At 70.5% G+C, this 23,190-nt stretch carries 28 protein-coding genes; 13 read left to right on the top strand and 15 right to left on the bottom strand.

What is annotated here, in order from left to right; genetic code table 11:
• Positions 1-29: 29 nt before the first annotated feature.
• Entirely contained in the window at positions 30-824 is a 795-nt protein-coding gene (locus ACSHWB_RS37465; RefSeq protein ID WP_439658046.1) for an LLM class flavin-dependent oxidoreductase, read from the top strand.
• Here the strand turns inward: ACSHWB_RS37465 and ACSHWB_RS37460 are convergent.
• The gene (locus tag ACSHWB_RS37460; protein WP_439658045.1) at positions 813-1,373 is read right to left on the bottom strand and encodes a TetR/AcrR family transcriptional regulator; all 561 of its coding nucleotides are present in this window, start codon (positions 1,371-1,373) and stop codon (positions 813-815) included. The genes ACSHWB_RS37465 and ACSHWB_RS37460 overlap by 12 nt on opposite strands.
• A gap of 9 nt (positions 1,374-1,382) precedes the next feature.
• Positions 1,383-2,249: an SDR family NAD(P)-dependent oxidoreductase gene (locus ACSHWB_RS37455; protein ID WP_439658044.1), complete on the bottom strand. Its 867-nt coding sequence runs from the start codon at positions 2,247-2,249 to the stop codon at positions 1,383-1,385.
• 95 nt (positions 2,250-2,344) lie between these two features.
• Between ACSHWB_RS37455 and ACSHWB_RS37450 the strand changes: the two genes are divergently transcribed.
• Positions 2,345-2,893: a cadmium resistance transporter gene (locus ACSHWB_RS37450; RefSeq protein ID WP_439658043.1), complete on the top strand. Its 549-nt coding sequence runs from the start codon at positions 2,345-2,347 to the stop codon at positions 2,891-2,893.
• Between the two features lie 30 nt (positions 2,894-2,923).
• Complete coding sequence (locus tag ACSHWB_RS37445) at positions 2,924-5,803, top strand: NACHT domain-containing protein (protein WP_439658042.1); 2,880 nt, start codon at positions 2,924-2,926, stop codon at positions 5,801-5,803.
• Here ACSHWB_RS37445 and ACSHWB_RS37440 read toward each other — a convergent pair.
• Together ACSHWB_RS37440 and ACSHWB_RS37435 are read right to left on the bottom strand one after the other, a co-directional pair.
• Entirely contained in the window at positions 5,760-6,017 is a 258-nt protein-coding gene (locus tag ACSHWB_RS37440; protein ID WP_439658041.1) for a hypothetical protein, read from the bottom strand. The genes ACSHWB_RS37445 and ACSHWB_RS37440 overlap by 44 nt on opposite strands.
• Before the next feature lie 2 nt (positions 6,018-6,019).
• Positions 6,020-6,964: a helix-turn-helix transcriptional regulator gene (locus tag ACSHWB_RS37435; RefSeq protein ID WP_439658040.1), complete on the bottom strand. Its 945-nt coding sequence runs from the start codon at positions 6,962-6,964 to the stop codon at positions 6,020-6,022.
• A gap of 52 nt (positions 6,965-7,016) precedes the next feature.
• Here ACSHWB_RS37435 and ACSHWB_RS37430 point away from each other — a divergent pair, with 52 nt between their 5' ends.
• From ACSHWB_RS37430 to ACSHWB_RS37420, 3 genes are read left to right on the top strand one after another with little or no spacing between them, the layout of a single operon-like run.
• A complete protein-coding gene (locus ACSHWB_RS37430) occupies positions 7,017-8,102 on the top strand; it encodes an epoxide hydrolase family protein (RefSeq protein ID WP_439658039.1) in 1,086 nt (361 codons plus the stop codon).
• Positions 8,103-8,104: 2 nt separating this feature from the next.
• Positions 8,105-8,854, top strand: a complete 750-nt coding sequence (locus ACSHWB_RS37425; RefSeq protein ID WP_439658038.1) for a ZIP family metal transporter — start codon at positions 8,105-8,107, stop codon at positions 8,852-8,854.
• Positions 8,855-8,896: 42 nt separating this feature from the next.
• On the top strand, positions 8,897-9,823 hold the full coding sequence (locus tag ACSHWB_RS37420; protein ID WP_439658037.1) for an isopenicillin N synthase family dioxygenase: 927 nt from the start codon (positions 8,897-8,899) through the stop codon (positions 9,821-9,823).
• Here the strand turns inward: ACSHWB_RS37420 and ACSHWB_RS37415 are convergent.
• Entirely contained in the window at positions 9,820-10,449 is a 630-nt protein-coding gene (locus tag ACSHWB_RS37415) for a class I SAM-dependent methyltransferase (protein WP_439658036.1), read from the bottom strand. The two genes, ACSHWB_RS37420 and ACSHWB_RS37415, sit on opposite strands and share 4 nt — an antisense overlap.
• A 50-nt stretch (positions 10,450-10,499) precedes the next feature.
• A complete protein-coding gene (locus ACSHWB_RS37410) occupies positions 10,500-11,198 on the bottom strand; it encodes an SDR family oxidoreductase (RefSeq protein ID WP_439658035.1) in 699 nt (232 codons plus the stop codon).
• A 49-nt stretch (positions 11,199-11,247) separates the two neighbouring features.
• Between ACSHWB_RS37410 and ACSHWB_RS37405 the strand changes: the two genes are divergently transcribed.
• A complete protein-coding gene (locus ACSHWB_RS37405) occupies positions 11,248-11,835 on the top strand; it encodes a PadR family transcriptional regulator (protein ID WP_439658034.1) in 588 nt (195 codons plus the stop codon).
• The gene (locus ACSHWB_RS37400; protein ID WP_439658033.1) at positions 11,832-12,161 is read left to right on the top strand and encodes a hypothetical protein; all 330 of its coding nucleotides are present in this window, start codon (positions 11,832-11,834) and stop codon (positions 12,159-12,161) included. The genes ACSHWB_RS37405 and ACSHWB_RS37400 overlap by 4 nt, the downstream gene beginning before the upstream one ends.
• Here ACSHWB_RS37400 and ACSHWB_RS37395 read toward each other — a convergent pair.
• Positions 12,152-12,523: a DoxX family protein gene (locus ACSHWB_RS37395; RefSeq protein ID WP_439658032.1), complete on the bottom strand. Its 372-nt coding sequence runs from the start codon at positions 12,521-12,523 to the stop codon at positions 12,152-12,154. The two genes, ACSHWB_RS37400 and ACSHWB_RS37395, sit on opposite strands and share 10 nt — an antisense overlap.
• Positions 12,524-12,633: 110 nt before the next feature.
• On the opposite strand from ACSHWB_RS37395, the gene ACSHWB_RS37390 reads away from it, so the two are divergent.
• The 3 genes from ACSHWB_RS37390 to ACSHWB_RS37380 are packed head-to-tail and all read left to right on the top strand — an operon-like array spanning position 12,634 to position 14,645.
• Complete coding sequence (locus ACSHWB_RS37390) at positions 12,634-13,497, top strand: sucrase ferredoxin (protein ID WP_439658031.1); 864 nt, start codon at positions 12,634-12,636, stop codon at positions 13,495-13,497.
• Positions 13,498-13,507: 10 nt separating this feature from the next.
• Positions 13,508-14,023 carry an AAA family ATPase gene (locus ACSHWB_RS37385; protein ID WP_439658030.1) on the top strand — a complete coding sequence of 172 codons (516 nt, stop codon included), beginning with the start codon at positions 13,508-13,510 and terminating at the stop codon, positions 14,021-14,023.
• 4 nt (positions 14,024-14,027) lie between these two features.
• Positions 14,028-14,645, top strand: a complete 618-nt coding sequence (locus ACSHWB_RS37380; protein WP_439658029.1) for a hypothetical protein — start codon at positions 14,028-14,030, stop codon at positions 14,643-14,645.
• Here the strand turns inward: ACSHWB_RS37380 and ACSHWB_RS37375 are convergent.
• Positions 14,599-15,213 carry a TetR/AcrR family transcriptional regulator gene (locus tag ACSHWB_RS37375; protein WP_439658028.1) on the bottom strand — a complete coding sequence of 205 codons (615 nt, stop codon included), beginning with the start codon at positions 15,211-15,213 and terminating at the stop codon, positions 14,599-14,601. The genes ACSHWB_RS37380 and ACSHWB_RS37375 overlap by 47 nt on opposite strands.
• Positions 15,200-15,406 (bottom strand): hypothetical protein, encoded by a 207-nt coding sequence (locus ACSHWB_RS37370; protein WP_439658027.1) that lies wholly within the window; start codon positions 15,404-15,406, stop codon positions 15,200-15,202. Before ACSHWB_RS37370 ends, ACSHWB_RS37375 begins: the two co-directional genes overlap by 14 nt.
• Positions 15,407-15,432: 26 nt before the next feature.
• Here ACSHWB_RS37370 and ACSHWB_RS37365 point away from each other — a divergent pair, with 26 nt between their 5' ends.
• Positions 15,433-15,933 carry a CGNR zinc finger domain-containing protein gene (locus tag ACSHWB_RS37365; RefSeq protein ID WP_439658026.1) on the top strand — a complete coding sequence of 167 codons (501 nt, stop codon included), beginning with the start codon at positions 15,433-15,435 and terminating at the stop codon, positions 15,931-15,933.
• On the opposite strand, the gene ACSHWB_RS37360 is transcribed toward ACSHWB_RS37365, so the two are convergent.
• Together ACSHWB_RS37360 and ACSHWB_RS37355 are read right to left on the bottom strand one after the other, a co-directional pair.
• Complete coding sequence (locus ACSHWB_RS37360) at positions 15,921-16,793, bottom strand: pentapeptide repeat-containing protein (RefSeq protein ID WP_439658025.1); 873 nt, start codon at positions 16,791-16,793, stop codon at positions 15,921-15,923. The two genes, ACSHWB_RS37365 and ACSHWB_RS37360, sit on opposite strands and share 13 nt — an antisense overlap.
• Positions 16,794-16,885: 92 nt before the next feature.
• The gene (locus tag ACSHWB_RS37355) at positions 16,886-17,383 is read right to left on the bottom strand and encodes a hypothetical protein (RefSeq protein ID WP_439658024.1); all 498 of its coding nucleotides are present in this window, start codon (positions 17,381-17,383) and stop codon (positions 16,886-16,888) included.
• Between the two features lie 50 nt (positions 17,384-17,433).
• Here ACSHWB_RS37355 and ACSHWB_RS37350 point away from each other — a divergent pair, with 50 nt between their 5' ends.
• Positions 17,434-18,858: an amidase gene (locus tag ACSHWB_RS37350; RefSeq protein ID WP_439658023.1), complete on the top strand. Its 1,425-nt coding sequence runs from the start codon at positions 17,434-17,436 to the stop codon at positions 18,856-18,858.
• A 36-nt stretch (positions 18,859-18,894) separates the two neighbouring features.
• Here the strand turns inward: ACSHWB_RS37350 and ACSHWB_RS37345 are convergent, their stop codons facing one another.
• From ACSHWB_RS37345 to ACSHWB_RS37330, 4 genes are all read right to left on the bottom strand, one after another.
• Positions 18,895-19,986, bottom strand: a complete 1,092-nt coding sequence (locus ACSHWB_RS37345) for a hypothetical protein (RefSeq protein WP_439658022.1) — start codon at positions 19,984-19,986, stop codon at positions 18,895-18,897.
• A gap of 69 nt (positions 19,987-20,055) precedes the next feature.
• Positions 20,056-21,330: an RNA polymerase sigma factor gene (locus ACSHWB_RS37340; RefSeq protein ID WP_439658021.1), complete on the bottom strand. Its 1,275-nt coding sequence runs from the start codon at positions 21,328-21,330 to the stop codon at positions 20,056-20,058.
• A gap of 25 nt (positions 21,331-21,355) precedes the next feature.
• Positions 21,356-21,778, bottom strand: a complete 423-nt coding sequence (locus ACSHWB_RS37335; protein ID WP_360036415.1) for a YciI family protein — start codon at positions 21,776-21,778, stop codon at positions 21,356-21,358.
• A 185-nt stretch (positions 21,779-21,963) separates the two neighbouring features.
• Positions 21,964-23,187, bottom strand: a complete 1,224-nt coding sequence (locus tag ACSHWB_RS37330) for an SPFH domain-containing protein (RefSeq protein ID WP_439658020.1) — start codon at positions 23,185-23,187, stop codon at positions 21,964-21,966.
• Positions 23,188-23,190: the final 3 nt, after the last annotated feature.

The raw sequence follows: 23,190 nt of genomic DNA, 5'->3' as shown, positions 1-23,190 counted from the left end.
TTGTCGGGGGTGCTCGCCACACTGGGGGCATGCGCTACGCGATCTATGTTCCGTCGTTCGGTTCGTGGCTCGGTGATCCGTCGGTCCTGGTGTCGCTCGCGGTGGCGGCGGAGGAGGCCGGGTGGGACGGGTTCTTCCTGTGGGACCACGTGGTGGTGCCGGGTGAGCCCGTGGTGGCGGATGTCTGGGTGACGTTGGGTGCGGTGGCGGCGCGGACGTCGAGGGTTCGGCTGGGGCCGTTGGTGACGTCGTTGGGGCGTCGGCGGCCGTGGAAGGTGGCGTTGGAGGCGTCGACCCTGCAGCGGTTGTCGGGTGGGCGGCTGGTGCTCGGGGTCGGTGCGGGTGTGCCGCAGGACTACTCCCCTTTCGGCGAGCGTGCGTCGCGTGCTGGGGCGATGTCGGAGGGTGTGGAGTTGCTGCGGGCGTTGTTGTCGGGTGCCGAGGTCGAGCACCGGGGCGCGTTGTTCGAGGTGTCGGGCGTGCGGTTCGCGCCTGTCGAGGTGCCGGTGTGGATCGGTGGGAACTGGCCGCGGTCGGCGCCGTTCCGTGCGGCGGGGCATGCGGCGGGTGTGGTGCCTGCGACGTTCGGTCCTGAGGGTCTGGTGGTGCTCTCCCCCGCGCAGGCCGCTGAGTTGAAGGCGGACTTCGTGGCGTCGGGTGGTTCCGCCGACGGTGATGTCGTGTTGTGGGGCGGCGCGGAGTTACCTGCGGACGTGCGGGAGTACGAGGCAGCGGGTGTGACGTGGATGCTGACCGATGGTGGCGCGCAGAGGCTGGATGAGCTGCGGGCTTTCGTCGCTGCCGGTCCGCCGTCAGGCGTGTAGGCCGCGGAGCAGGGTTTCGAGGTAGCGGCGGGCGGTGGGGAGCCGGTCGGCCGGGGTCGCGCTGTGCACGTAGGTGGCGTAGGCGATGCCGCACATGAGTGGGACGAGGTCGTCGTCGTGCACGTCGGGGCGGACGGTTCCGGCGTCGCGGGCGCGGGCGAGCAGGCGGGTGCCGGTGGCCATGATCTGTGTTTTGAGCTCGGTGGTGCGTGGCAGGACGTCGTGGGTGGCGGCGGCGACCTTGACGAGTGCGGCGTCGCTGACCTGGCCTTCGACGACTCGGGTGAGGAAGTCGCCGAAGGCGGTCCACGGGTCGTCGTGGGTGAGGGCTTGTTCGCCGTGTCCGGCGAGTGCTTCGAGGCAGGGGGTGGCGACGGTCTCGAGGAGTGCCTCGGTGGTCGGGAAGTGCCGGTAGACCGTGCCGACGCCGAGTCCTGCGCGGCGGGCGACGTCGTTGAGCTGCAGCGGGGTGCCTTCGTCGACGAGTTCTCTGGCGACGGTGACGATGTGCTCCCAGTTGCGGGCGGCGTCCTTCCGCTGCGGCGTCATGGTCTCAGCTTAATTGGATACGCCATCCGGAACGCGGACGAGTGGTGCGTGCCTCTCGCTGAGCCTGCGCACGGCTTGCTGGACGCGGGGGTCGGTGGCCTCACGAATCGGCTTCACGGGAGTGGCGCGCCGTCCGACCACGGTGCCGGATGGCAGTGTCTCGTCGGTCGCGGCGAGGATCGAGGGCCGGGCGGCGACCGACGCGGGCCCGGAGGTCGCGTACTCGAAGGTGCGGCGGACCAGGGGCCAGAGCAGGCGCAGTCCGGGCGACACGATCTTGGGTGTGCGCAGGCTGCCGTCGGTCATGTCGGTGGCCGCGCCTCCGGGGTCGGCGGCGAGGACGGCGACCTTGGTCTGCCGGCGGGCGAGGTCGAGGGTGTAGGCGAGGTTCGCGAGCTTGGCGCGTCCGTACCAGTGGAAGCCGTAGTAGCCGCCCGACGGCTCGACGTCGTCGAAGACCTTCTTGGCGGTCCTCACGGAGCCGGAGGTGACGTTGACGACGCGTCCGGTGAGGACGGGCAGCAGGAGTTCGGTGAGCAGGTAGGGCGAGAGGTGGTTGACGACGAACGAGGCTTCGACGCCGTCCAGTTCGGCGTGGTCGGGGAACATGGCGCCGACGTTGTTGACCAGGACGTCGAGCTCACCGTCGGCGGCGATCCGTGCCGCGAGCGCCCGCACTTCGTTCAGTGAGGCGAGGTCGGCCTGCAGGAACCGCGCGGTCTCCCCTCCCCTGGCGTTGATCCTCTCGACCGCGCGCTCGCCTCGTTCGGCGTTGCGCCCGACGACGGTGACGGCGAATCCGGCCTCAGCCAGTCCCAGTGCCGTCTCCAGCCCGATGCCACCGGTACCCGCGGTGACCACTGCCCTGCGTGCCATGACATTCTCCCAATCCGGATAGCGAATCCGCTTAAGGTCGACGCTAGCACACATCCGGATGAGCTATCCGTTTCTCGGTCGGCGACAATGCCACCGTGGATCTTGGGGTGATCGGCCAGGCGGCAGGCATGTTCGCGGTGACGAACATCGACGACCTGGTTCTCCTGGCGCTGTTCTTCGCGCAGGCCAAGTCCGCCTGGCAGGTCGTGACGGGCCAGTACCTGGGCTTCACCGCCATCCTGGCGATCGCCGTCGTGGGCGCACTGGGAGCGTCCCTGCTCCCCGACCACTTCCGCCCGTGGCTGGGCCTCATCCCCTTGGCTCTGGGCCTCAAAGCAGCCTGGTCACTGTGGCGCGGCTCGGACGACGACGAACCCGCCACCCCGCCCGGCGTCCTGGCGATGGCCGGCGTGACCCTGGCCAACGGCGGCGACAACATCGGCGTCTACGTGCCGGTCTTCGCCGTGGCGGACTCGCTGTGGGTCTACGTCGCGGTGTTCCTCGTGCTGGTGGGCGTGTGGTGCCTCGCGGGCTGGTTCCTGGCCTCCCGCCAGGTGGTGGCCCGCGCCCTGGCCAAGTGGGGCCACGTCGCCCTGCCGGTGGTGCTGATCGGAATTGGTCTTTTGGTGTTGTTCTCGGCCTGATCACCCTGCCCGTCGGGTAGACACCTTCGGGTGCGAAAGACCTACAGCTACAACGAGGCCGTCAAGATCCTCGGCGGCCGCGACCACCCGGTCATCGCCGCCATGGACAAGGTCCTGGGAGGCGCGCTGCTGGCGGGTTCGTTGGGGCTGTGGCAGGTGCTGGACCTGTTCGACGCCAAGCCGGACTTCCTCCGCCTGAGCAACGAGCTGATCTCCAAGGTCTCCGCGAAGCGCCGCGGTGTGAGCCGCTACACCCGCACCCAGCAACTGCACGCCGCCCACGCAGTCGTGGTGATGACCGCGTTCTTCGAGTCCTTCGAGCTACAGCAGGCGGGCGTGCCCCTCACCGCCGAGGACCGCGAGCTGGTCATGCCGTTCAACCCGTGGACGTCGGCGTTGCCACTACCTTCCGCGGCTCGTCCCTACGAGGTGACCAAGCTAGAACTGCTGGAGCTCTACACGGACCTGGGCTCGAACCTGAACAGGGCGTTGCAGAGCATGGCAGCCTGGGACGCTCTCACCGAGACCGAACAGGACCGTGCGCGGGCGGCGGTCGTCAGGGCTTCCACGTTCGCGGTCGACCGGTACCAGGAACTGCTGGGCCAGCTCGCGGCCGAGTACCCGGAGATCAGGTTCTGGTTCGCGGTCCAGGACGGCATCGCGGCCCGCAAGGCGTTGGCGCGGCTGGAGGACGTGCTGCGCGAGACCACGACCGACCTGACACCCGAGGTGCGGCTGACCGAGCTCGCCGGCGTCTATCAGGGCGCGTTGCGGCGGCCGTTGGTGAAGTCGGGCGACGTGCCTCAGGGCGTGTGGATCCCGAGTCTCGCCGAGGCCTACATCGACCCGCAGTTCCAGGTGGTGATCGGCACCGAGCAGGCCGCTGCGCCGTCGCTGCTCTCGTGGTGGGACGACGTGCCGGTCCGCGACGACCTGTACGCCTATCTCGCGGGCTATCTGACCTCACCGGAGGCGTTGTCTGCTCCCCTGCTCGTGCTGGGTGATCCGGGTTCGGGCAAGTCGGTGCTGACGGAGATGCTGGCGGCGCGGCTGCCAGCGTCGGACTTCGCCGTTGTGCGGGTGGAACTGCGGTGCACACCGGCGAACTGCACGCTCGAGGAACAGATCGAGCACGGCCTGCGCACCTTGTTGCAGGAGCCGGTGAGCTGGGCGGAGTTCTCCCGCAAGACCGGTGGCGCTTTGCCGTTGGTGGTGCTGGACGGGTTCGACGAGCTGTTGCAGGCCACAGGTGTGAGTCAGACGCGGTATCTGACGACGATCGCCGAGTTCCAGCAGAGACTGGAGGACAGGGGCAGGCCGGCGTTGTTCGTGGTGACTAGCCGCTTGAGCGTGTGCGCTGGGCTGGAGTTGCCGCCGGGCACGCAGGTGGTGCGGTTGATGCCGTTCGACGAGGAGCAGGTGCGCGCGTGGCTGGAGGTGTGGAACGCGGTCAACCGACCGCTGCCCGCCGAGACGGTGCTGCGCTACCCAGACCTGGCTTCTCAGCCGTTGCTGCTGTTGATGCTGGCGTTGTACGACGCGGTGGACAGCTCGTTCCAGCGTGACCACGAAGGACTGAGCCGCGGTCAGTTGTACGGGCGGCTGCTCGACCGGTTCGCCGAGCGCGAGGTCACCAAGACCGAGTTGGACCGCACAGAGGCCGATCTGGCTGAGGATGTCGGTTTCGAGCTGGACCGCTTGTCGGTGGTGGCGCTGGCGATGTTCAACCGAGGTGCACAGTGGGCCGCCGAGCACGAGGTGACTGCGGACCTGGTCCAACTGCTGGATGTTGCGTCTCCAGAAAGGCTCAGGGGCACACGCACTCCCTTGTCGGCCGGTGAGACGGTGCTGGGGCGGTTCTTCTTCGTGCAGAGGGTCGAGGCCATCCGGGAGGACCTGACCAAGCTGCGGACCTACGAGTTCTTGCACGCGACGTTCGGCGAGTACCTGGTGGCGCGTTTCGTGTGGGACAGGCTGACGGAGCTACGCCGGGAGGACGAGGCACGGTCGCGGAGGAAGGTGACGGTGGACGACACCGAGCTGTACTCGGTGCTGTCGTTCGCCGCGCTGACGGCGAGCAAGCCGGTGCTGGATTTCCTGCGGGAGTTCGCTGCCGACTCCGACCGGGACGGGCTGTTCGACCTGGTGTCGCGGTTGTTCGCCGCGCGGGACGAGTCACGGAGTTCGCGTGGTGGGTATGCGCCGGTGGCGTTGACGGACTCGGTGCGGGACGCGAAGTACTCGCTGAACCTGGTGGTGCTGACGCTGGCGCTGCGTGGAAGGTGCTACTCCGACGATCTCGGGCTTGGCGTCGACGATTGGCGGCGGCTCACATTGTTCTGGAAGTCGCGGCTGCCCTCCAGCGAATGGGCGAGCGTGGTGCTGTGGCTCTGGGTGGAACGGGACGCCGATCGGCATTTCTCGGTGTGCCTGAACTCCCGGACCCGCGAGGTGGGCACGGAGTGGCTGGTGATGGCGGAGCCGTATGTGACCCTGGACGAGGTCGCGATGACGCTGCGGGACGCGGTGACGCCGTTGGCCTCCGTGCACGGCATCGCGGTGACGGCCGTGCTGATCGAACTCATGGCCGCGTCACCAGCAAAGTCCTTGCCTGCGTTGGAGCAGCTGAAGGACTCCTTCTCCGCGAGGGACATCTATCTGACAGAGGTGGTCAGGCACTTGGGGCGGGGCGGGGACGATCGCGAGCTGCTGAGGCTCGCCAGGAATGATCTCGACCTGCTGCCGCCTGACGAAGTGGTGGATGCGTTGGTGCGGATGTTCGAGGCGGGCTCTCGCGCCAGGTTCGATCTGGCCGAGGACCTGGCGCTCGCCCAGAAGGGCTGGTTTTCGGAACGGATTGATCTGATCAGGCATGCCGCTGCTGATCTGGATCTTGAATGGCCTCCGTAAGAGCCACCGCCATCGCCGCCAGCTCTTCCTCGCTGAGATCCCGCTCCCCCACCCTCCGCAGGATCTCACTGCGCGAGCACACCACCACGGCCCCAACATGCGAGCCCAGCTCCGCAGCGGCCACGATCTCGGTCACCCCGTTGTGCACGACCAGGATCGGGTCGGGCGTGTCGGTGTAGAGCAGGTGCTCGATGTCACGTCCGGTGATGGCCATGCTCAGTCTTGTACGGCGCGGGCGTAGCGGGCCGCAAGAGAGCGAACGTGTGCCACGAGCTCCGGTGGTGAGGTGACCTCGAAGTCGTAGCCGAGCATGCCGATCCACACGGCGAGCGTTTCGACGGAGTCGGAGCCGGTCACGAGCACGCACGACTGCGCGTCGACGGCTTCGACGGTGCCGATGGCGGCATGAATGCGGGCGGCGACGGCGTCGGCGGATGCACGAACCAGGACGCGGGCCTGGAAGCGCCAGGCGGCCTGGGTGACGCGGGAGGCGACGTAGGTGGTGGCGTCGAAGTCGCGTGCGGTGAAGCGCGGGCCGAACGGTGGCTGAGGCGGGGTGATGCGGTCCACGCGGAAGCTGCGCCAGTCGGACTTGTCGGCGTCCCAGGCGACGAGGTACCAGCGGCGGCCCCAGTTGACCAAGCGATGGGGCTCCACCCGGCGGCGAGTCGATGCTCCGTCGTGGGCCTGGTAGTCGAAGCGCAGGGTGTCGCTGTCGCGGCAAGCGGCGGCGAGGGTAGAGAGCAGTTCCGGGTCTAGGGCGGGGGCCGGGGAGTCGCGCGGAACGGATTCGACCTGTTCCAGGGCGGAGACGCGGTGACGCAGGCGGGAGGGCAGGACCTGTTCGAGTTTCAGCAGCGCGCGCAGGGAGACCTCTTCCAGGCCCGTGACGGCGTTGGTGCGCAGGGCGGCGGCTACGGCGACGGCCTCGTTGTCGTCGAGCAGCAGGGGTGGGAGTTCGGCGCCGGCGCCGAGGCGGTAGCCGCCGAACGAGCCTGTGGTGGCGTTGACCGGGTAGCCGAGCTCGCGCAGGCGGTCCACGTCGCGGCGGACGGTGCGGGGGCTGATGTGCAGCTCGTCGGCCAGTTCGCTGCCCTGCCAGTCGCGGCGTGACTGCAGCAGGGCGAGCAGGCGCAGCAGGCGCGCCGAGGTTTCCAACATGGACCGACACTTTAGGACAGGGGCTGGCCGCAAGCGTCGTTAGCCTCGGGTTATGACGGAGATCAGGGAATTCCAGGTCGCGATCGACGATGCCGACATCGACGAGCTGCGCGCTCGGCTGGCGCGGACGCGGTGGACCGACCAGGTCGCGGGGGCCGGGTCGCTCTACGGCGACGACGTGGCGGACGTCGCGGAGATGGCCCGGTACTGGGCGGAGGACTTCGACTGGCGGGCGGTCGAGGCGAGGCTCAACGCCTTCCCGCAGTTCGTCACCGAGATCGACGGCACGAACGTTCACTTCCTGCACGTCACCAGCCCGAACCCGGACGCGTTGCCGGTCATGCTGATCCACGGCTGGCCGGGTTCGGTGGTGGAGTTCCTCGGCGTGGTCGAGCACCTGCGCGAGGACCACCACCTGGTCATCCCCTCGATCCCCGGTTTCGGGTTCTCCGGGCCCACGACCGAGACGGGCTGGCACTCCGGGCGGATCGCCAGGGCGTTCGCGGAGCTGATGGCGCGGCTGGGGTACCAGCGCTACGGGGTGCACGGCAACGACGCGGGGGCGATCATCGCGCCGCAGGTCGGGCAGGTCGACCCGGAGCACGTGGTGGGGGTGCACGTGACGCAGATCTTCTCGTTCCCCTCGGGCGACCCGGCTGAGATGGAGGGGCTGACCGAGGACGACTACCGGCGCCTGGGTGTGCTGCAGAACTTCTGGGAGACCATGTCCGGCTACGCGAAGCTGCAGCAGGCGAGGCCGCAGAACGTGGCGTTCGCGCTCGCGGACTCCCCCGTCGGCCAGCTCGCCTGGACGATGCAGCTGATGGGAGAACCGGCCGTCACCAAGGACTTCCTGCTCGCCAACGTCGCGATCTACTGGTTCACCGCCACCGCGGGCTCCAGCGCGCGCCTGTACTTCGAGGACGCTCACCGCGAGGACCAGCCCACCGAGCCGACGACGGTGCCGATGGGCGTGGCGATCTTCCCCGACGACTTCCAGACCATCCGCCGCTTCGCCGAGCGCGACCACCACAACCTGGTGCACTGGTCGGAGTTCGAACGGGGCGGGCACTACTCCGGGCACGACGCGCCGGAGCTGCTGGCGGGCGACCTGAAGGTGTTCTTCGCCAAGATGTAGCGGTGCCGCAGTGGGTGGAAGCAGGGATCTGGGGACTGGCAGGCGGCGGGGCGCTCGTGGTGGGCGCGCTCGTCGCCTGGTTCCTGCGCGTGCCCCGTGACGTCGTGGCCGTGGTGATGGCGTTCGGTGCCGGGGTGCTGACCGCGGCGGCGGCGTTCGAGCTGATGGACGAGGCGGAGAAGACCGGCGGGCTGCTCGCCACCTCCGCCGGGTTCCTGGGCGGCGCGGTCGGTTACGTGCTGGCGAACCTGCTGCTGGCCCGCCGCGGGGCACGGCACCGCAAGCGCAGCAGCAACCAGCCCACCGAGTCCGACCAGGCAGGCAGCGGCACGGCGATCGCGGTGGGGGCGCTGCTCGACGGCGTCCCCGAGTCGGTCGTGCTGGGCGTGTCGCTGCTCAGCGGCGGCGGGGTCGGGGTGGCGATGCTGGTGGCGGTGGTCATCTCGAACGTCCCCGAGGGCCTGTCCAGCGTCGCCGGCATGAAACGGGCCGGACGCGGATCTGGGTACGTGTTCGGGGTGTGGGGTGGGATCGCGGTGGTGAGCGGGGTGTCCGCCGCGCTGGGCAACCTGCTGCTCGACGGCGCGTCGCCGCAGCTCATCGCCGTGATCACGGCCGTGGCCGCCGGGGCGATCCTGGCGATGATCGCGGACACGATGATCCCCGAGGCCTACGAGCGCGCCCGCCTCTACACCGGGCTGTGCACCACCGCCGGGTTCCTGACGGCGTTCGTGGTGGAACGGCTGGGCTAGCCCCACTGGCGCGGCGCACGCCGTGGCGGTAGGAGTGCGGTCATGGGTGTTCCGCTGGTGGACCTGTCCGGGTGGTTCGACGGCACGCGGCGTGCCGAGGTGGCGGCGCGCGTCGACGCGGCGCTGCGGGAGTCGGGGTTCCTGCTGATCACCGGGCACGGCGTCCCGGACGAGCTGCGCGAACGGACCCGGTCGCTGTCGCGCGAGTTCTTCGCCCTGCCCGCCGCCGGCAAACAGCCCTACGCGGTGCGCACGGGCGGACGGGGCTGGTTGCCGCCCGACGAGCAGGCCACCGGACGGGCCGACGGCGCGATGGCACCGGCCGACCTGAAGGAGACCCTCGCGTTCGGGTCGGACGACCCGGCGGGCGGCGACCCGTTCTTCTTCCGCCCCAACGTCTTCCCCGCCGAGGTACCGGGTCTCGAGGGTGCCGTGACGGAGTACCTGCGGCGGATGCGGGCGCTGTCCGACGAGCTGCTGACGATCTTCGCCGTCGCCCTGGGCGAGCCGCAGACCCGGTTCACCCGCCACACCGGCAAGGCCTCCTACGCGTTCAACGTCAACCACTACCCGCCGCTGCGCCAGGTCGGGCCCGCCGCGGCCGGGCAGTTCCGCATCGGCGAGCACACCGATTTCGGCACCGTCACGATCCTGGACCGCCAGCACGGCGTGGGCGGGCTGCAGGTCCGCGGCGCCGGCGGGGAGTGGGAGGACGCGCCGTTCGACCCGGCAGCCTTCACCGTCAACATCGGTGACCTGATGGCGCGCTGGACCTCGGACCGGTGGCGTTCCACCCCGCACCGCGTGCTGCCCCCGGACGCCTCCGCACCCGACGAGGACCTGGTGTCGCTGATCTTCTTCTACAACACCGACCACGACGCGCGGATCGTCTCGCTCGACGGCCGCTACCCGGAGGTCGGCGGCGGGCAGTACCTGCGCGCCAAGCTCGACGCCATCTCGATCGGCTAGGCGCGCCACACCGTCGCGCTGCGGGTCTCGGTGCTCTCCAGCGTCAGCGGCACCGGCACGTCGTAGCGGGCCTGCTCGGTGAACCGGTCGCGCGGCAGGTGCGCGCGGTCCGGGTCCCCGAGCAGCACCAGCGCGCCCCGTGCGGCGGCCCTGGTCAGGAACGGCAGCACCAGCGCGGTGATCTCCGCGTCGTAGAACACGTCACCGGCCAGCACGACGTCCGCGCCGAGGGCGTCGCTGTCGAGCTGGTCACCGTCCACCGTGTGCACCGTGACGCCGTTGGCCGAGGCGTTGAGCTCCACCGCGGCGAGCGCCAGCGGGTCGATGTCGTTCGCCGTCACCGAGTCCGCGCCCGCCAGCGCCGCGGCGATCGCGACCAGGCCCGAGCCGCACGCCAGGTCGAACACCTTCTTGTCGCGCACCAGACCCGAGTTGTCGAGCAGGTGCCGCGCCAGGGCCTGCCCGCCCGCCCACGGGAACGCCCAGAACGGCGGCTGGTCGTGGTGCGTCAGCTCCCACAGGTCCATCGCCTCGGCCGCGCTGTGCAGCAGCACCTCCGGCACCAGCGGCACCGGGGCCAGCGTCGTGTTGGCGAGCACGAAGTGGGTGAGCGTGGGCGCGGACATGACGGTGAAGCTTAGGGGCAGCGCGAACACCGCCCGAAGAGGCGAAAGGCTCAGGTTCCGCCGGTCACCCGCAGGATCGCGCCCGTCGTGTACGAGGCCTCGTCGGAGAGCAGCCACGCGATGGCGTTCGCGATCTCGTCCACCTCGCCCGGACGGCCCATGGGCACCCGTCCGGCGACGCGGTCCGGGCGGTCGGGCTGCCCGGAGAGCTGGTGGATGTCGGTGCGGATGGTGCCGGGCTGCACGCAGTTGACCCGGATCCCGCGCGGCGCGAGCTCCTTGCCCAGGCCGATCGTCAACGCGTCCACGGCGGCCTTGGTCGCGGCGTAGTGCACGTACTCCCCCGGACTGCCCAGCGTCGCCGCGCCTGAGGACACGTTCACGATCGCGCCACCCGTCATCCGCCGCGCCGCCTCCCGCGCGACGAAGAACGCGCCGATGACGTTGACGTCCACCACGCGGCGCAGGTCCTCGGTGCGCAACTGCGCCAGCGGACCGGACGGCGAGGTGATGCCTGCGTTGTTCACCACCCCGGTGATGTCGTCGCCGGCCGCGTCGAACAGCCTTGCCACGTCGTGCTCGTCCGCGGTGTCGGCTTGCACGGCCAGCACCCCGAGCTCCTTCTCCAGCAGCCGCGCCTCGGCCTCTGCCTGGCGGTAGCTGATCACGATCCGATGCCCGTCGCGCACGAGCCTGCGCGCGGTCGCGGCACCGATACCCCGGCTTCCCCCGGTGATCACCGTTGTCATACCGCCCACCCTAACCCCTATACTCGGCGCCGGATATACGGGAGCGGATATGACGTTCAAGCGCACGAACCCCCTGGCCCTCGCGGTGCTGGCCCTGCTGTCGGAGCGGCCCATGCACCCCTACGAGATGGCGCAGACCATGCGGGAACGCCACCAGGAGGAGGTCGTCAAGCTCAACTACGGCTCCCTCTACACGGTGGTGGAGTCGCTGCGGAAACACGAGCTGATCGCCGCGTCGGCCGTGCAGAAGGCGGGCAACCGGCCCGAACGCACCGTCTACTCCGTCACCGACGCGGGCACGGTGGAGCTGCGGGACTGGCTGCGCTCGCTGATCGCCGAACCGGCCAGGGAGTACCCGCGCTTCGAGGCCGGGATCTCGATGGTCGGCCTGCTGCCCCCGGACGAGGCCCTCGACGTCGTGCGCCGGCGTGAGGCCGCCGTCGCCGAGCAACTCACCGCACTGGCCGTGCTGCTGGAGAAGCTCGCGGGCATGGGCCTGCCGCAGCTCGCGTGGATCGAGCTCGACTACCGGATGGCCGTGCTGCGCGCCGAACGCGCCTGGCTGTCCTGGTTCGCCACCGCCACCGCCGAGGGCACCGTCGGCGGGTTCGACGACTGGGAGGACAGACACCGATGAGACTGCTGTTCGAAGTGACCGGCGTCGTGCACGCGCCGCTGGAGGACGTGCGCGCGCGGATGTTCGCCGACGCCGGCGAGTCCGGATCGCACCGGCTCGTGGACCGCGAGCAGGGCGTGATCGCCTACTGGGGCGACTGGTGGTACCGCGGCGAGGACACGCTGCACCCGCACCCCGAGGGCGCGCTCGTGCGGCACCGCGTCTACAACATCGCCAGGCAGGGCAACTGGGCGCCCTACCTGGCGAACAAGCTGTTCCTCGGCTACCGCGCCAAGCTCGAGGCGTCGATGCGCGAGCAGGTGCGGCAGCTGGAGGGTCAGAGCTGACCGAAGCGCACCACGGCGACGAACACCGCCAGCGCGCACAGCACCAGGTTGACCGGCACCGTCGCGCCCTCGCCACGCCGGATGTGCGTGATCGCGGCACCCACCTGCACCAGCGCCAGCCCCAGCGCCGCGATCGGGGTGAGGATCGGCGCGACGCCGGTCAGCCACGGCAGCACCAGCCCGAGCGCGCCCGCGACCTCGACCGCGCCGATGCCCTTGACCTGCCCCTCGGTGAAGTCGCCGGCCCACGACATCCGCGGTTCGGCCAGCAGGTCCTGTTTGGCCTTGACCAGCTTGGTGAAGCCCGCCATGAGATAGAGGGCCGCCAGCACTCCCGAGACGATCCACACCGCGAGGTTCATGAACGAAACCTAGACCTCTCCTCCACGTCCCTACCACTGATGTCCAAGGTCACACAGATTAAGTAAGGGTGTCCTTAGTCATCACCCGAACGGCCGTATAGGGTGTGCAGATGAGGTGCTCGATACTCTCCGACTTCGCGGGCGAACCGCTGGCCGGCACGGCCGCGACCGCGACGGCGTGGCTGTGCCTGGAACAGCCGGGCCCCTGGGGCCGCGACGCCCTGCTGGAGAGCCACCTCGACCCCGAGCTCGGCGCGGAGCTCGCCCGACGCGCCGCCGGCACCGGTGTGCGCATCCTGCTGATCCGCCGCCCCGGCAAACACGCCGACACCCACGTTCCCGCGACCCGGCGCCTCTACCTGGCCTCGACGAAGCCCGGCGCCTCGTGGCTGGAACAGGCCGACCTCGACTCCCCGGAGGAAGCCCTCGAGCTCGACTTCGAGGCACTGGGCGCGGGCCGCTCCACCGCGTTCGGCACCCCGGTCGCCGACCCGCTGCTGTTGATCTGCACGAACAGCAAGCGCGACGTCTGCTGCGCCCTGTACGGCCGCCCGATCGCCACCGCGCTCAACCTCTGGGAGTGCACCCACACCGGCGGCCACCGCTTCGCGCCCACCGGCGTCCTGCTGCCCACCGGCCACCTGTACGGGCGAATCGACCACCAGTTGGCCGAGCGCGTCGTCACCGAGGGCATCGTCGCCGACCGCTGCCGGGGCCGTTCCTGCTTCACCCCGCGGGGTCAGGTCGCGGAGGTCGCCGTGCGTTCGCAGATCGGTGAGTCCCGCGACGTGCTGACCGTCGTCGGTGAGACCGCGGACTCCGCGACCGTGCGGCACGCCGACGGGCGGGAGTGGCGGGTGGCGCTGACCGAGCAGCCGGTGCCGCCGCGGCCCGCCAGCTGCGGGAAGTCGCCGGACATCGCGATCGCGCTGGTGGCGACGGCGATCGACGAGCTGGTGAAGGTCTGCCGCTGACCTCGGCCCGGTGCCTCGGCTGATCCACCTCAACGGTCCCACCGGCGTCGGCAAGTCCACGCTCGCCGCCCGCTACGCCGCAGCCCACTCCGGAACCCTCAACCTCGACGCCGACGAGATCGTCCGCCTCGTCGGCGGCTGGCGCGAGGACTTCTACCGCGCGGTCGACCTCGTCCGCCCCCTCGCGCTGAGCATGGCCGCCACCCACCTGGCCTCCGGAAACGACGTCGTGATGCCGCAGCTGATCATGCGCCACGGCGAGCGCGACAGGTTCGCCACAGCGGCCACGTCCGCGGGCGCGGACTACCTCGAGTTCGTGCTGCTCACCCCGCCCGGGACCGCGATCAGCCGCTACCAGCACCGCGAGCACCACATCGACCACGTCGTCGAAGCGCTCGGCGGCGAGACCGTCATCCAGCACAGCCACGACCGCATCACCGCCTACCTCACCCCAACCACGACGGTCATCGACGCGACGGGCGACGCGGACCATACGTACGCAACGCTGATCGCTGAACTAGATTGATCGAATGGGCACCCTGCACAGCACGCACGCCGTCGCCACCGACCGGCGGCACGTCCTGGGCCGCGTGGTCCTGATCGTCGCCCTCGCGAGCGCCGCCCTGCTGGCCCTGTCGTTCGTGCTCGACCTCGGTGGCGCCCAGAACGGTCTGGTCTTCGCGCTCATCCCCCTGGTGCTGGCCACCCCGGCCGCGGTCGTCCTGCTGCGTGCCCCGCGCACCCCCCAGCTGATCGAGCTCACCGACGACGGCATCGCCCACGTCGTCGCCGGCGCGCGGCGGTCCTGGGCGTGGGACCAGGTGCGGGTGATCGACGAGTACCCCGACTCCGGTGCCACGATCCTGTTCACCGACGGCGCCCAGCTGCACTTCGGCGGGGCCACCGAGAACAGCCGCGTGATCGTCGGCGCCCTGGGCACGCACTGTCCCGACGCCTCCCGCTCGTCGCTGCGCGGGAGGAACAAGGGACGTGCGGCGGCGCTCATGGGGACCATCGCGCTCATCACCGGTGGTGTGGCCGTCTGGGGATGGGACACCGGGCCGACCGTGTTCACCGTGGCGTGTGCGGTGCCGGCGGTGCTCAGCCTGATTCTGCTGGTCTGCGTTCTGGTGACGGGCCGGCGTTAGGCACGGTCGCGGAGAACACGCCGATGCCCAGCGCGTACGGGTCGTCCAGGCCCACGGTCGCGAGCGTCTCGGTCGGCAGGGCCAGCAGGGAGATCGCCACGCCCAGGAAGTAGGCGTCGAGCAGGCCCGTGTCGCGCACCGTCGAGGGCAGGCCCGCCGCCTGTTGCAGCGCGGCGCCGGCCTCGGCGTTGGCCAGCACCATGCCCGACAGCGCCTCGCGGACGCCGGGGCGGCGGACGGCCTCCAGGTAGAGCTCGACCATCGCGAGCATCTGCGTCGGGTCGTCGGCCACCGCGCGGCGCAGCAGGGCCGGGTAGAGCTCGGCGACGTCGGTGGCGCTGATGTCGGGCGGGGTGGTCTCGCGCAGGCGTTGCACGGCGGCGCGGTGCAGGGAGGTCATGCGGGCGGCGCACGCGGTGAGGACGGACTCGCGGGTCGGGAAGTAGTTCTTGGTCGTGCCGATGGGGACGCCGGCCTCGCGGTCGATCGCGCGGTGGGTCAGGCCCCTGCCGCCTTCCACCGCGAGGATCTGGATCGCGGTGTCGCACAGGAGATCACGACGGCTCACGGTCCGGGACACTAGCAAGATCACCACGGGTGTGGTGACTCGGGGCGAACGTGCTGGTCCCGGCGGTCGCGGTGACCTCGCCGCGTTCGACGACGAGGAACAGGCCGCAGACGCAGCGGACGTAGGCGACGGCGCCGTGCGAGGAGACGGCGGAGGAGCAGGGCCAGTGGCAGGCGGGGCAGGTGGCGATCATGACCACCAGCGTGCTGTCATGGTCTAGTGCATTTCAACCCTTACGGCGGGGCGGCCGCCGAACTCGCCGCGACGCTGGTCAACGCCGATCGGTCCGCACACCTGCTGGACGTGCTGAAAGCGTCGGACTACAAGCCGCTGGGCTCGCTCGACGCCCGGCAGGAACGTGACGTACGAGACTGGATCGAACGGCTGCGGCAGGTGTTCCGCGAGCCCGCGGTGGAGCTGCTCAACGACCTGCTGGCGAAGTCGTCGACCACGCACTACATCTCCACCCACGACGGACGCGCCCCGCACCTGCACTACGCCCGCGAGGACGCGCCGACCGACGTGCGCCTCAAGGCCTACACGGCGGCGGGCATGGCGGCGTTGTTCTGCGAGGACGCCGGACGCATCGGCTGGTGCGGCCGCGAGGGCTGCGACCTGGTGTTCGTCGACACCAGCCGCAACGGCAAGCGCCGGTTCTGCTCGACCAAGTGCGCCAACCGCGTCGCCGTGGCCAACCACCGGAGCCGTCAGTCGGCGTGAACGCGGTGCCCGAACCGGGTGTTCTCGAACGAGGAGTCGCCCCCGAACACGGCGTCCACGAAGTCCTCCCGGCCGCGGAACCACGCGCCCTGGAACGACGAGGCACCGGCGAACCAGGCACGGCGGAACACCGCCCGCCCGCCGAAGCGCACCCCGGAGCAGTCCAGCTCCGACCCGAACCGCGCGCACCCGAAGTCCGCACGCCCTGAGACCCGCGCGCCACTCAACACCGCGGGCCCGGCGACGTGGATGTGCGACAGGTCGCCGTTGCCACACAACGCCACCCCGCGCAGACCCAGGCCGCGGGCGAACACCGACCGCGTGAACAGCACGTGCCGCCCGAAGAACGCGCCGTCCGCGACGAAGGCCCCGAGGAACGTCGTGTGGTCGAACCGCGTGTCCCCGCGGAACCGGGTGCCCTCGAACCGGGCGTGCCGAAGCCGGCACCCCGACAGGTCGAAGTCCGTCAGCGTGGTGTGCCGCAGGTCGACGTCGCTGTCGAGCCAGAACCCCGGACCGGGCCGCAGCCGCGCGGCCAGCGTCGCCTGCAGCACGCCGCGCCACCGCCGGTCGACCTCGGTGCCGGGCCACGGCAGCTCCCGCAGCGCCTCGCACAGCACGTCCAGCGCGGGCTGCCGGTTCTCCACCCGGCCCTCACCGAAGGCCACCCAGTCCCGCAACCCGCCCAGCCGCACGTCCGCCTCGGCCACGCGCAGCCGCGACCGGATGTCCTGCAACGGCGACACGACGGGCTCGTCGGCCTCGGCGGGCATCGAGGCCAGGCGACGCCTGCCCAACGTCACCGCCGCCACGGTCAGAACACCGGAGGTCGCTGTGAGCCAGCGCGAGAGAAGGGACATGACTCGATGATGTGACCCGGGTCATTGCATCGGACAGTGGTGGAGTTCAACGCGGTGCCCACCGACGGTGACAGCCAGTGGGCACCGCCACCTCAGCCGGTCACGTTGGTCAGCCGGCGCGCCACGTACTGGTCGCCGCCCAGGCCGTAGCGCAGCACCCGATAGGTCGTGCCGTGGACACTGCGCTGCTCGTAGCCGTAGTAGGCGGTCTTGTACGGGTCGGCCCACTTGTCGAAGATGACCGCGTGACGGGTGTTCCCGTCGCCCACGGGATCCACGACGATGTCACCCCACCGCAGGTCGTTCATCGCGATGCCGGTGGAGAACGGCTTCTGCGCCAGCTCGACGGTGCGCTGACCGGGAGCGCCGATCCTGGCGGCCATCGAGACGTAGCCGGAGCAGTCCTGGCGGTAGCCCTCGGCACCCCAGTACAGGTTCTGACCGTAGGGAACAGGACCGCCGTTGCTGGCGGTCAGCCACGACTTCGCCCGGCTGATCATCTCCTGGCGCGACACCGACACGGCGTGGGCCGGGGCCACCAGTGTGCTCAGGGCGACGAGTGCGGCGGCGGCCATCGCGAGGACTCTCATGCGTGCTACTCCCATTCCGTAGATCACCTGTGGGCGCTTAGGGTCGGTTCATGGAGCTGACGGAGCTGTGTTTCGCCGGGGTGGCCAGGCAGGCGCACGCCGTGCGCTCCGGCGAGGTGACCGCGCGCGACCTCGTCGCCGAGCACCTGCGCCGCATCGAGCGGATCGACCCGCGGCTCAACGCGTTCCGGCTGGTCTTCACCGAGCAGGCGCTCGCGGCAGCCGAGAAGGCGGACGAGCGCAGGGCCGCGGGCGAGGACCTGCCGTTGCTGGGTGTGCCGATCGCGGTGAAGGAGGACATCGCGATCGAGGGCCTGCCCACGACCAAGGGCACCAACGCCGCCCGCACCCCGCAGCCGGCCGACTCCGCGATCGTCACGAGGCTGCGCGAGGCCGGGGCGGTGATCGTCGGCCGCACCCGCATGCCGGAGCTGGGTCTGTGGCCCTACACCGAGAGCTCCTGGGCGGGTCCGACGCGCAACCCGTGGTCGCTGACGCACTCGCCCGGCGGCTCCAGCGGCGGTTCGGCCGCGGCCGTGGCGGCGGGGCTCGCGGCGGCCGCGATCGGCACCGACGGCGCCGGCTCGATCCGCATCCCCTCCGCCGTGACGGGCCTGTTCGGCCTCAAGCCCCAGCGCGGCCGCGTCTCGCTGTCCCCGGAACCGGAGATGTGGGGCGGTCTGGTCGTGGCGGGGCCGATCACCCGCACGGTGGCGGACTGGGCGCTGGTCGCCGACCAGATCCACGGCGCCGCCCCCGGTGACGTGCACGTCGCCCACCCGCCGCGCACGAGCTTCACGCAGGCCGCGCGCACCGATCCCGGCCGACTGCGGATCGGGGTGTCGCTGCGGCCGTGGGGTCCGGGCATCGCGATCGCCGACGAGGTCCGCGACGTCGTGCAGGACACCGCGGCGCTGCTCACCGACCTCGGTCACGACGTGGTGCGCCTGGACCCGCCGATGCGCGACGTCACCGCCTCCACCCAGTTCGCCGCCCGCTACCTGCACAACGCCTACCTCGCGCGCACCGGCATGGAGTTCCCGGACCTGGTCGAACCCCGCACCCGCGCGGTCGGCGAGCTGGGCCGCCGCATCCCGCGCGGCGCCGTGCGGTGGGCGGCCAAGGACGACGCGACGCTCACCGCCTACGCGAACCGGGTGTTCACCTCGGTCGACGTGCTGCTCACCCCGGCGCTGACCCGCCCGCCGATCCGCGTGGGCGAGTGGGACGGCCGCAACGTCGTCACGGCACTGCTCGCGGCCTCGCACTACACGACGTTCCTGCCGCTGTGGAACATCGTCGGCAACCCCGCCGCCTGCGTTCCCGCCGGCCGCACGTCCACAGGCCTGCCGCTGGCGGTGCAGCTCGTGGGCCGCCAGCACGACGAGTGCACGCTGCTGTCGGTGTCCGCCCAGCTGGAGCGCGCCCGGCCGTGGGCGGACCGGATCCCCTCCGGCCTCGATCATGCGAAATAGGATAGTACGAGTACGGACTATCCGAACCGGGATCGGTCAGAATCCGCGGCGGGACAACTCGTCGAGCAGTTCGCGGTCCGCCACGTGCCGCGACTTGATGTGGTCCAGGTAGTCGGCGAACGCGTCGGGCTGCAGACCGCGCAGCTGCGCCAACCACTCCACGATCAGCTCCTGCTCCTCGATACCGCGCCGGGCGAGCTCGACCTCCACGACGCGCCGGTAGACCTCCACGGCGAGCCGGCTGCCGTCGCGCACGAGGTGGTCGATGAGCTCCGCGCGCAACGGCGGCCAGTCGTCGGTGTGCACGACCAGCGCCCGCAGCTTGAGGTAGACGTCGAGGTTCGGGCGGGCGAAGAACGCCTCCCGGCACACGTCCACCGCGCGCTGGGGCGTGCCGCGGCGCAGGTGCTCCTCCACGGCGAGGTCGATCAGCCGCAGCGCCGCACCGCGCCCGCCGACCGCGCGCAGTCCCCGTTCGACCCACTCCAGGGCCTCGCCGGAGCGGTCGTTGTCGCGCAGTACGGTCGCGACCTGCAGGTAGTGCCATCCCGAGGACAGGTCCTTGGTCAGCACGAGCAGCTGCAGGTCGACGTCCTCGGTGTACTCGGCGAGCTCCTCCATGACGCGCAGCAACGCCCAGCGGGCGCGGTCGTAGCGTCCTGTCTCGCCGAAGCCGATCACGGGCAGCGGCTCGAACAGCTCCACCGCCTGCTCGCGGTAGTGCGCGAGACCGTCGTCGTCCAGGGCGTCGGCGTAGGCGGCGAGACTGACGTCGGGGGCGTCGGGGTGGTGCAGCTGCAGGTCGAGCAACCAGTCGGCGAGCCGCCGCGGGGCCGGCCGGGTCTGCGCGCACGCGAGGGCGTGGGTGCCCAGCACGCGGTGGGCGAGCTCAGCGAGTTCGACGCGATGCCGGCGGCTCCCGGCGACCCCGTCGGCGAGCTGGGTGACGATCTGCTCGATCAACGCGACCAGCTCCGGGCCGGGGTCGGTGACCAGCAACGACTGCAGCTCCACGGACACGGCGGTGAGCGCCTGCCACTGCGCGGGCCAGTCGGTGTTCTCGCTGTCGGCCTCGGCGAGCGCGGAGGCCACGGTGCTGGGCAGCGAGTGCATCACAACATCATTCACGTGTCACCCGGTCGAGTGCCACCGGTGTCGCCCTAACGGATTTAAGGTTCACCCTGAGTGCTGGGGCGCCTACAGTTCCGCCAGCTTGCGGGTCAGCACGGCACGTTCGCGTTCGTTGCCGCACAGACGTATGGCCTGCTCAAGTTCGGTGCGGGCCTCGTCTATGCGGCCGAGCCTGCGCAGCAACTCTCCGCGCACGCCCGGTAGCTGGTGCGACTCCTTGAACGCGTCGGCCGACGCCAGCGCGTCGACGATCGGCAGGGCGGCGGCGGGCCCCTGGGCCATCGAGACGGCCACCGCGCGGTTGAGGTCCACGACCGGCGACGGGGCGAGGCTGCCCAGTCCCTCGTAGAGGGCGACGATGCGGCCCCAGTTCGTGTCCTCGACCGAGGACGCCAGCGCGTGGCACTCGGCGATCGCGGCCTGCAGCCCGTAGTAGCCGTAGCCGCGGCCGGCGTCGGCGGCCTTGGCCAGCGCGGCCCGGCCCCGTGCGATCGCGGAGCGGTCCCAGCGGCGCCGGTCCTGTTCCTCCAGCAGCACGGTCTCCCCGTCGGGGCCGCGGCGTGCCGGGAACCGGGCGGCGGTGAGCTCCAGCAGCGCGAGCAGGCTGTGGACCTCGGGTTCCTCGGGCATCAGCCGCGAGAGGATCCGCGCGAGTCGCTGCGCCTCCCCGGCCAGGTCGAACCGGATGACCTCGTCACCAGAGCTGGCCGACGAACCCTCGGTGAAGATCAGGTAGACCACGCTCAGCACCTGGGCCAGCCGCGCGGGGCGTTCGTTGACCGGCGGGACCTCGAACGGCACGCCGGCGGCGCCGAGGGTCTTCTTCGCGCGGGTGATGCGGGCCTGCACGGTCGCGGTCGGCACCAGGAACGCCCGCGCGATCTCGTCGCTGGTCAGACCACCGATCACGCGCAACGTCAGCGCGACCCCCGCCTCGCGCGAGAGCACCGGGTGACACGAGGTGAACATCAGCGCGAGCGTGTCGTCGTCGATCTGGTCCGGGTCCCACAGCACGTCGTCAGGCGCGGGGCCGGGGTCGGCACCGGTCAACGCGCCTCCCTCCGGCAGGTGGTGGGCCATCGCGGCGTACTTCTCGTCGCGGGCGCTGCGGCGCCGGAACGCGTCGATCGCGCGGCGCCGGCCGACGGTGAGCAGCCAGCCAGCCGGGTTGTTCGGCACGCCCTCGCGCGGCCAGGTCACCAGCGCCTCGGCCAGTGCCTCCTGCGCGAGGTCCTCTGCCAGGGCGAAGTCGCCGGTGTAGCGGGTGAGCGCACCGATGATCCTCGCGGAGTCGATGCGCCACACCGCCGCCACAGCCTTGCGTCCCGTGGGGTCGCTCATGGCGCTAGATCAAACCAAACGCCGTTCAGAGCTGGCCGGTGGACTCGCGCCACGCGCGTTCCTTCTTGATCCACTCGTTGTCCTGCGGGAACTCGTCGATGGTCGGGACGCGGCGGATCTCGGTCTTGAACCCGGCGGCGGTCATCGGGGTGCGCTTGGCCCAGCCGATGGCGTCCTCGATGGTGGGGACGTTGATCAGGTAGAAGCCGTTGAACAGCTCCTTGGTCTCCCCGTACGGACCGTCGGTGACCACGGGCGGTTCGGAGGAGAAGTCGACGACCACGCCCTCCTCGGCGGGAGCGAGGCCCTCGGCGGCGATCAGCACACCGGCCTCGATGAGCTCCTCGTTGAACCTGCCGACGGTCTCGAGCATCTGGTCGAAGTCGATCTCACCGAGGTTGGCCCACGCCTCGTCGGAGGCCACTCGCCAGATCAGCATGAACTTCATGATGTGCTCTCCCAGTGGGTTCGTGCGGGTCCGTCGTGGACCCTTTCACGCCAAGGTCGAACGGGCCGGGCGTTCGATCGACACACGATCCGGATTTTCTCGGACTTTTCTGTTCGTGCTGGTGAGACGACTGAGCGGCCCACCCCGGTGATCGGGATGGGCCGCTCGGTGTGTCGTGCGGGCGCCTAGACCTGCTCGTCGGGCTGGTGCAGCGAGCGGGGCTGTTCGCTCTCGAACTCGGTGCCCGCCAACTCCGGCAGCGGGGCGGAACGGCCGACCGGGCGCGGCATGCCGCTGAGCGGGCCGGGCACCTCCTGACGCGCCACCGCCTCCGCGGCGGCGACGGCCTCGGCGACCTTCGGGTCCGACTTGAGGTCGAACCAGGCGGCGACCGACTCGTCCTCGTCCTCCGGACGCGACGCCTCGCCCTCCTCGGTGGCGGGGGGCTCGTAGCGGAACACCCCGTCGTCGCCGGGCGCGCCGAGCATGCGGGCGAACCCCTCGAGGGCCTTGCCGTAGTCGGACGGGATCATCCAGACCTTGTTGGCGTCGCCCTGGGCCATCTGCGGCAGCGTCTGCAGGTACTGGTAGGCCAGCACCTCCGGCGTGGGCTTGCCGGCCTTGATCGCGGCGAAGACCTTCTCGATGGCCTTGGCCTGGCCCTGCGCCTGCAGGTAGCGGGCGGCACGTTCACCCTGCGCGCGCAGGATCTGCGACTGCCGCTCACCCTCCGCGGACAGGATCGCGGCCTGCTTGCCGCCCTCGGCGGCGAGGATCTGCGACTGCTTCTGACCCTCGGCCGTCTTGATCGACGACTCGCGCTGGCCCTCGGCGGTGAGGATCATGGCGCGCTTCTCGCGGTCGGCGCGCATCTGCTTCTCCATCGAGTCCTGGATGGAGGGCGGCGGGTCGATGGACTTGAGCTCGACGCGGGCCACGCGCAGGCCCCAGCGGCCGGTGGCCTCGTCCAGGACGCCGCGCAGCTGACCGTTGATGTGGTCACGCGAGGTCAGCGTCTCTTCCAGGCTCATGCCACCGACGAGGTTGCGCAGCGTGGTGATGGTGAGCTGCTCGACACCGACGATGTAGTTGGAGATCTCGTACACCGCGGAGCGCGGCTCGGTGACCTGGAAGTACACGACGGTGTCGATGGACACCGTGAGGTTGTCCTGGGTGATCACCGGCTGCGGCGGGAACGACACGACCTGCTCGCGCAGGTCGATGCGGGCCCGCACCTTGTCGATGAACGGCACGATGATGTTCAGGCCGGGTGCCGCGGTGTTGCGGTAGCGGCCGAGGCGTTCGATGACGGCGGCCTGCGCCTGCGGGATGACCAGCACCGACTTGATGGCGATGGTCAGCACGAAGATCGCGATTACGGCCACGACCACAGCGGTGATCGGGTCCAACTC

The sequence above is a fragment of the Lentzea sp. HUAS TT2 genome (genome assembly GCF_051853195.1).
Taxonomy (GTDB): Bacteria; Actinomycetota; Actinomycetes; order Mycobacteriales; family Pseudonocardiaceae; genus Lentzea.
Note: the sequence above shows the minus strand (reverse complement) of the source record. Positions and strands in the feature narration are given on the sequence as shown.

What these genes read in the sequence shown, in the direction of transcription:
- ACSHWB_RS37335 (WP_360036415.1), bottom strand. Translation starts at nt 21,778, where the DNA reads ATGAAGTTCATGCTGATCTGGCGAGTGGCCTCCGACGAGGCGTGGGCC.
- ACSHWB_RS37380 (WP_439658029.1), top strand. Translation starts at nt 14,028, where the DNA reads ATGGGCACCCTGCACAGCACGCACGCCGTCGCCACCGACCGGCGGCAC.
- ACSHWB_RS37360 (WP_439658025.1), bottom strand. Translation starts at nt 16,793, where the DNA reads ATGTCCCTTCTCTCGCGCTGGCTCACAGCGACCTCCGGTGTTCTGACC.
- ACSHWB_RS37350 (WP_439658023.1), top strand. Translation starts at nt 17,434, where the DNA reads ATGGAGCTGACGGAGCTGTGTTTCGCCGGGGTGGCCAGGCAGGCGCAC.
- ACSHWB_RS37435 (WP_439658040.1), bottom strand. Translation starts at nt 6,964, where the DNA reads ATGTTGGAAACCTCGGCGCGCCTGCTGCGCCTGCTCGCCCTGCTGCAG.
- ACSHWB_RS37455 (WP_439658044.1), bottom strand. Translation starts at nt 2,249, where the DNA reads ATGGCACGCAGGGCAGTGGTCACCGCGGGTACCGGTGGCATCGGGCTG.
- ACSHWB_RS37415 (WP_439658036.1), bottom strand. Translation starts at nt 10,449, where the DNA reads ATGTCCGCGCCCACGCTCACCCACTTCGTGCTCGCCAACACGACGCTG.
- ACSHWB_RS37465 (WP_439658046.1), top strand. Translation starts at nt 30, where the DNA reads ATGCGCTACGCGATCTATGTTCCGTCGTTCGGTTCGTGGCTCGGTGAT.
- ACSHWB_RS37400 (WP_439658033.1), top strand. Translation starts at nt 11,832, where the DNA reads ATGAGACTGCTGTTCGAAGTGACCGGCGTCGTGCACGCGCCGCTGGAG.
- ACSHWB_RS37340 (WP_439658021.1), bottom strand. Translation starts at nt 21,330, where the DNA reads ATGAGCGACCCCACGGGACGCAAGGCTGTGGCGGCGGTGTGGCGCATC.
- ACSHWB_RS37395 (WP_439658032.1), bottom strand. Translation starts at nt 12,523, where the DNA reads ATGAACCTCGCGGTGTGGATCGTCTCGGGAGTGCTGGCGGCCCTCTAT.
- ACSHWB_RS37405 (WP_439658034.1), top strand. Translation starts at nt 11,248, where the DNA reads ATGACGTTCAAGCGCACGAACCCCCTGGCCCTCGCGGTGCTGGCCCTG.
- ACSHWB_RS37370 (WP_439658027.1), bottom strand. Translation starts at nt 15,406, where the DNA reads ATGATCGCCACCTGCCCCGCCTGCCACTGGCCCTGCTCCTCCGCCGTC.
- ACSHWB_RS37420 (WP_439658037.1), top strand. Translation starts at nt 8,897, where the DNA reads ATGGGTGTTCCGCTGGTGGACCTGTCCGGGTGGTTCGACGGCACGCGG.
- ACSHWB_RS37355 (WP_439658024.1), bottom strand. Translation starts at nt 17,383, where the DNA reads ATGAGAGTCCTCGCGATGGCCGCCGCCGCACTCGTCGCCCTGAGCACA.
- ACSHWB_RS37430 (WP_439658039.1), top strand. Translation starts at nt 7,017, where the DNA reads ATGACGGAGATCAGGGAATTCCAGGTCGCGATCGACGATGCCGACATC.
- ACSHWB_RS37410 (WP_439658035.1), bottom strand. Translation starts at nt 11,198, where the DNA reads ATGACAACGGTGATCACCGGGGGAAGCCGGGGTATCGGTGCCGCGACC.
- ACSHWB_RS37390 (WP_439658031.1), top strand. Translation starts at nt 12,634, where the DNA reads ATGAGGTGCTCGATACTCTCCGACTTCGCGGGCGAACCGCTGGCCGGC.
- ACSHWB_RS37440 (WP_439658041.1), bottom strand. Translation starts at nt 6,017, where the DNA reads ATGGCCATCACCGGACGTGACATCGAGCACCTGCTCTACACCGACACG.
- ACSHWB_RS37460 (WP_439658045.1), bottom strand. Translation starts at nt 1,373, where the DNA reads ATGACGCCGCAGCGGAAGGACGCCGCCCGCAACTGGGAGCACATCGTC.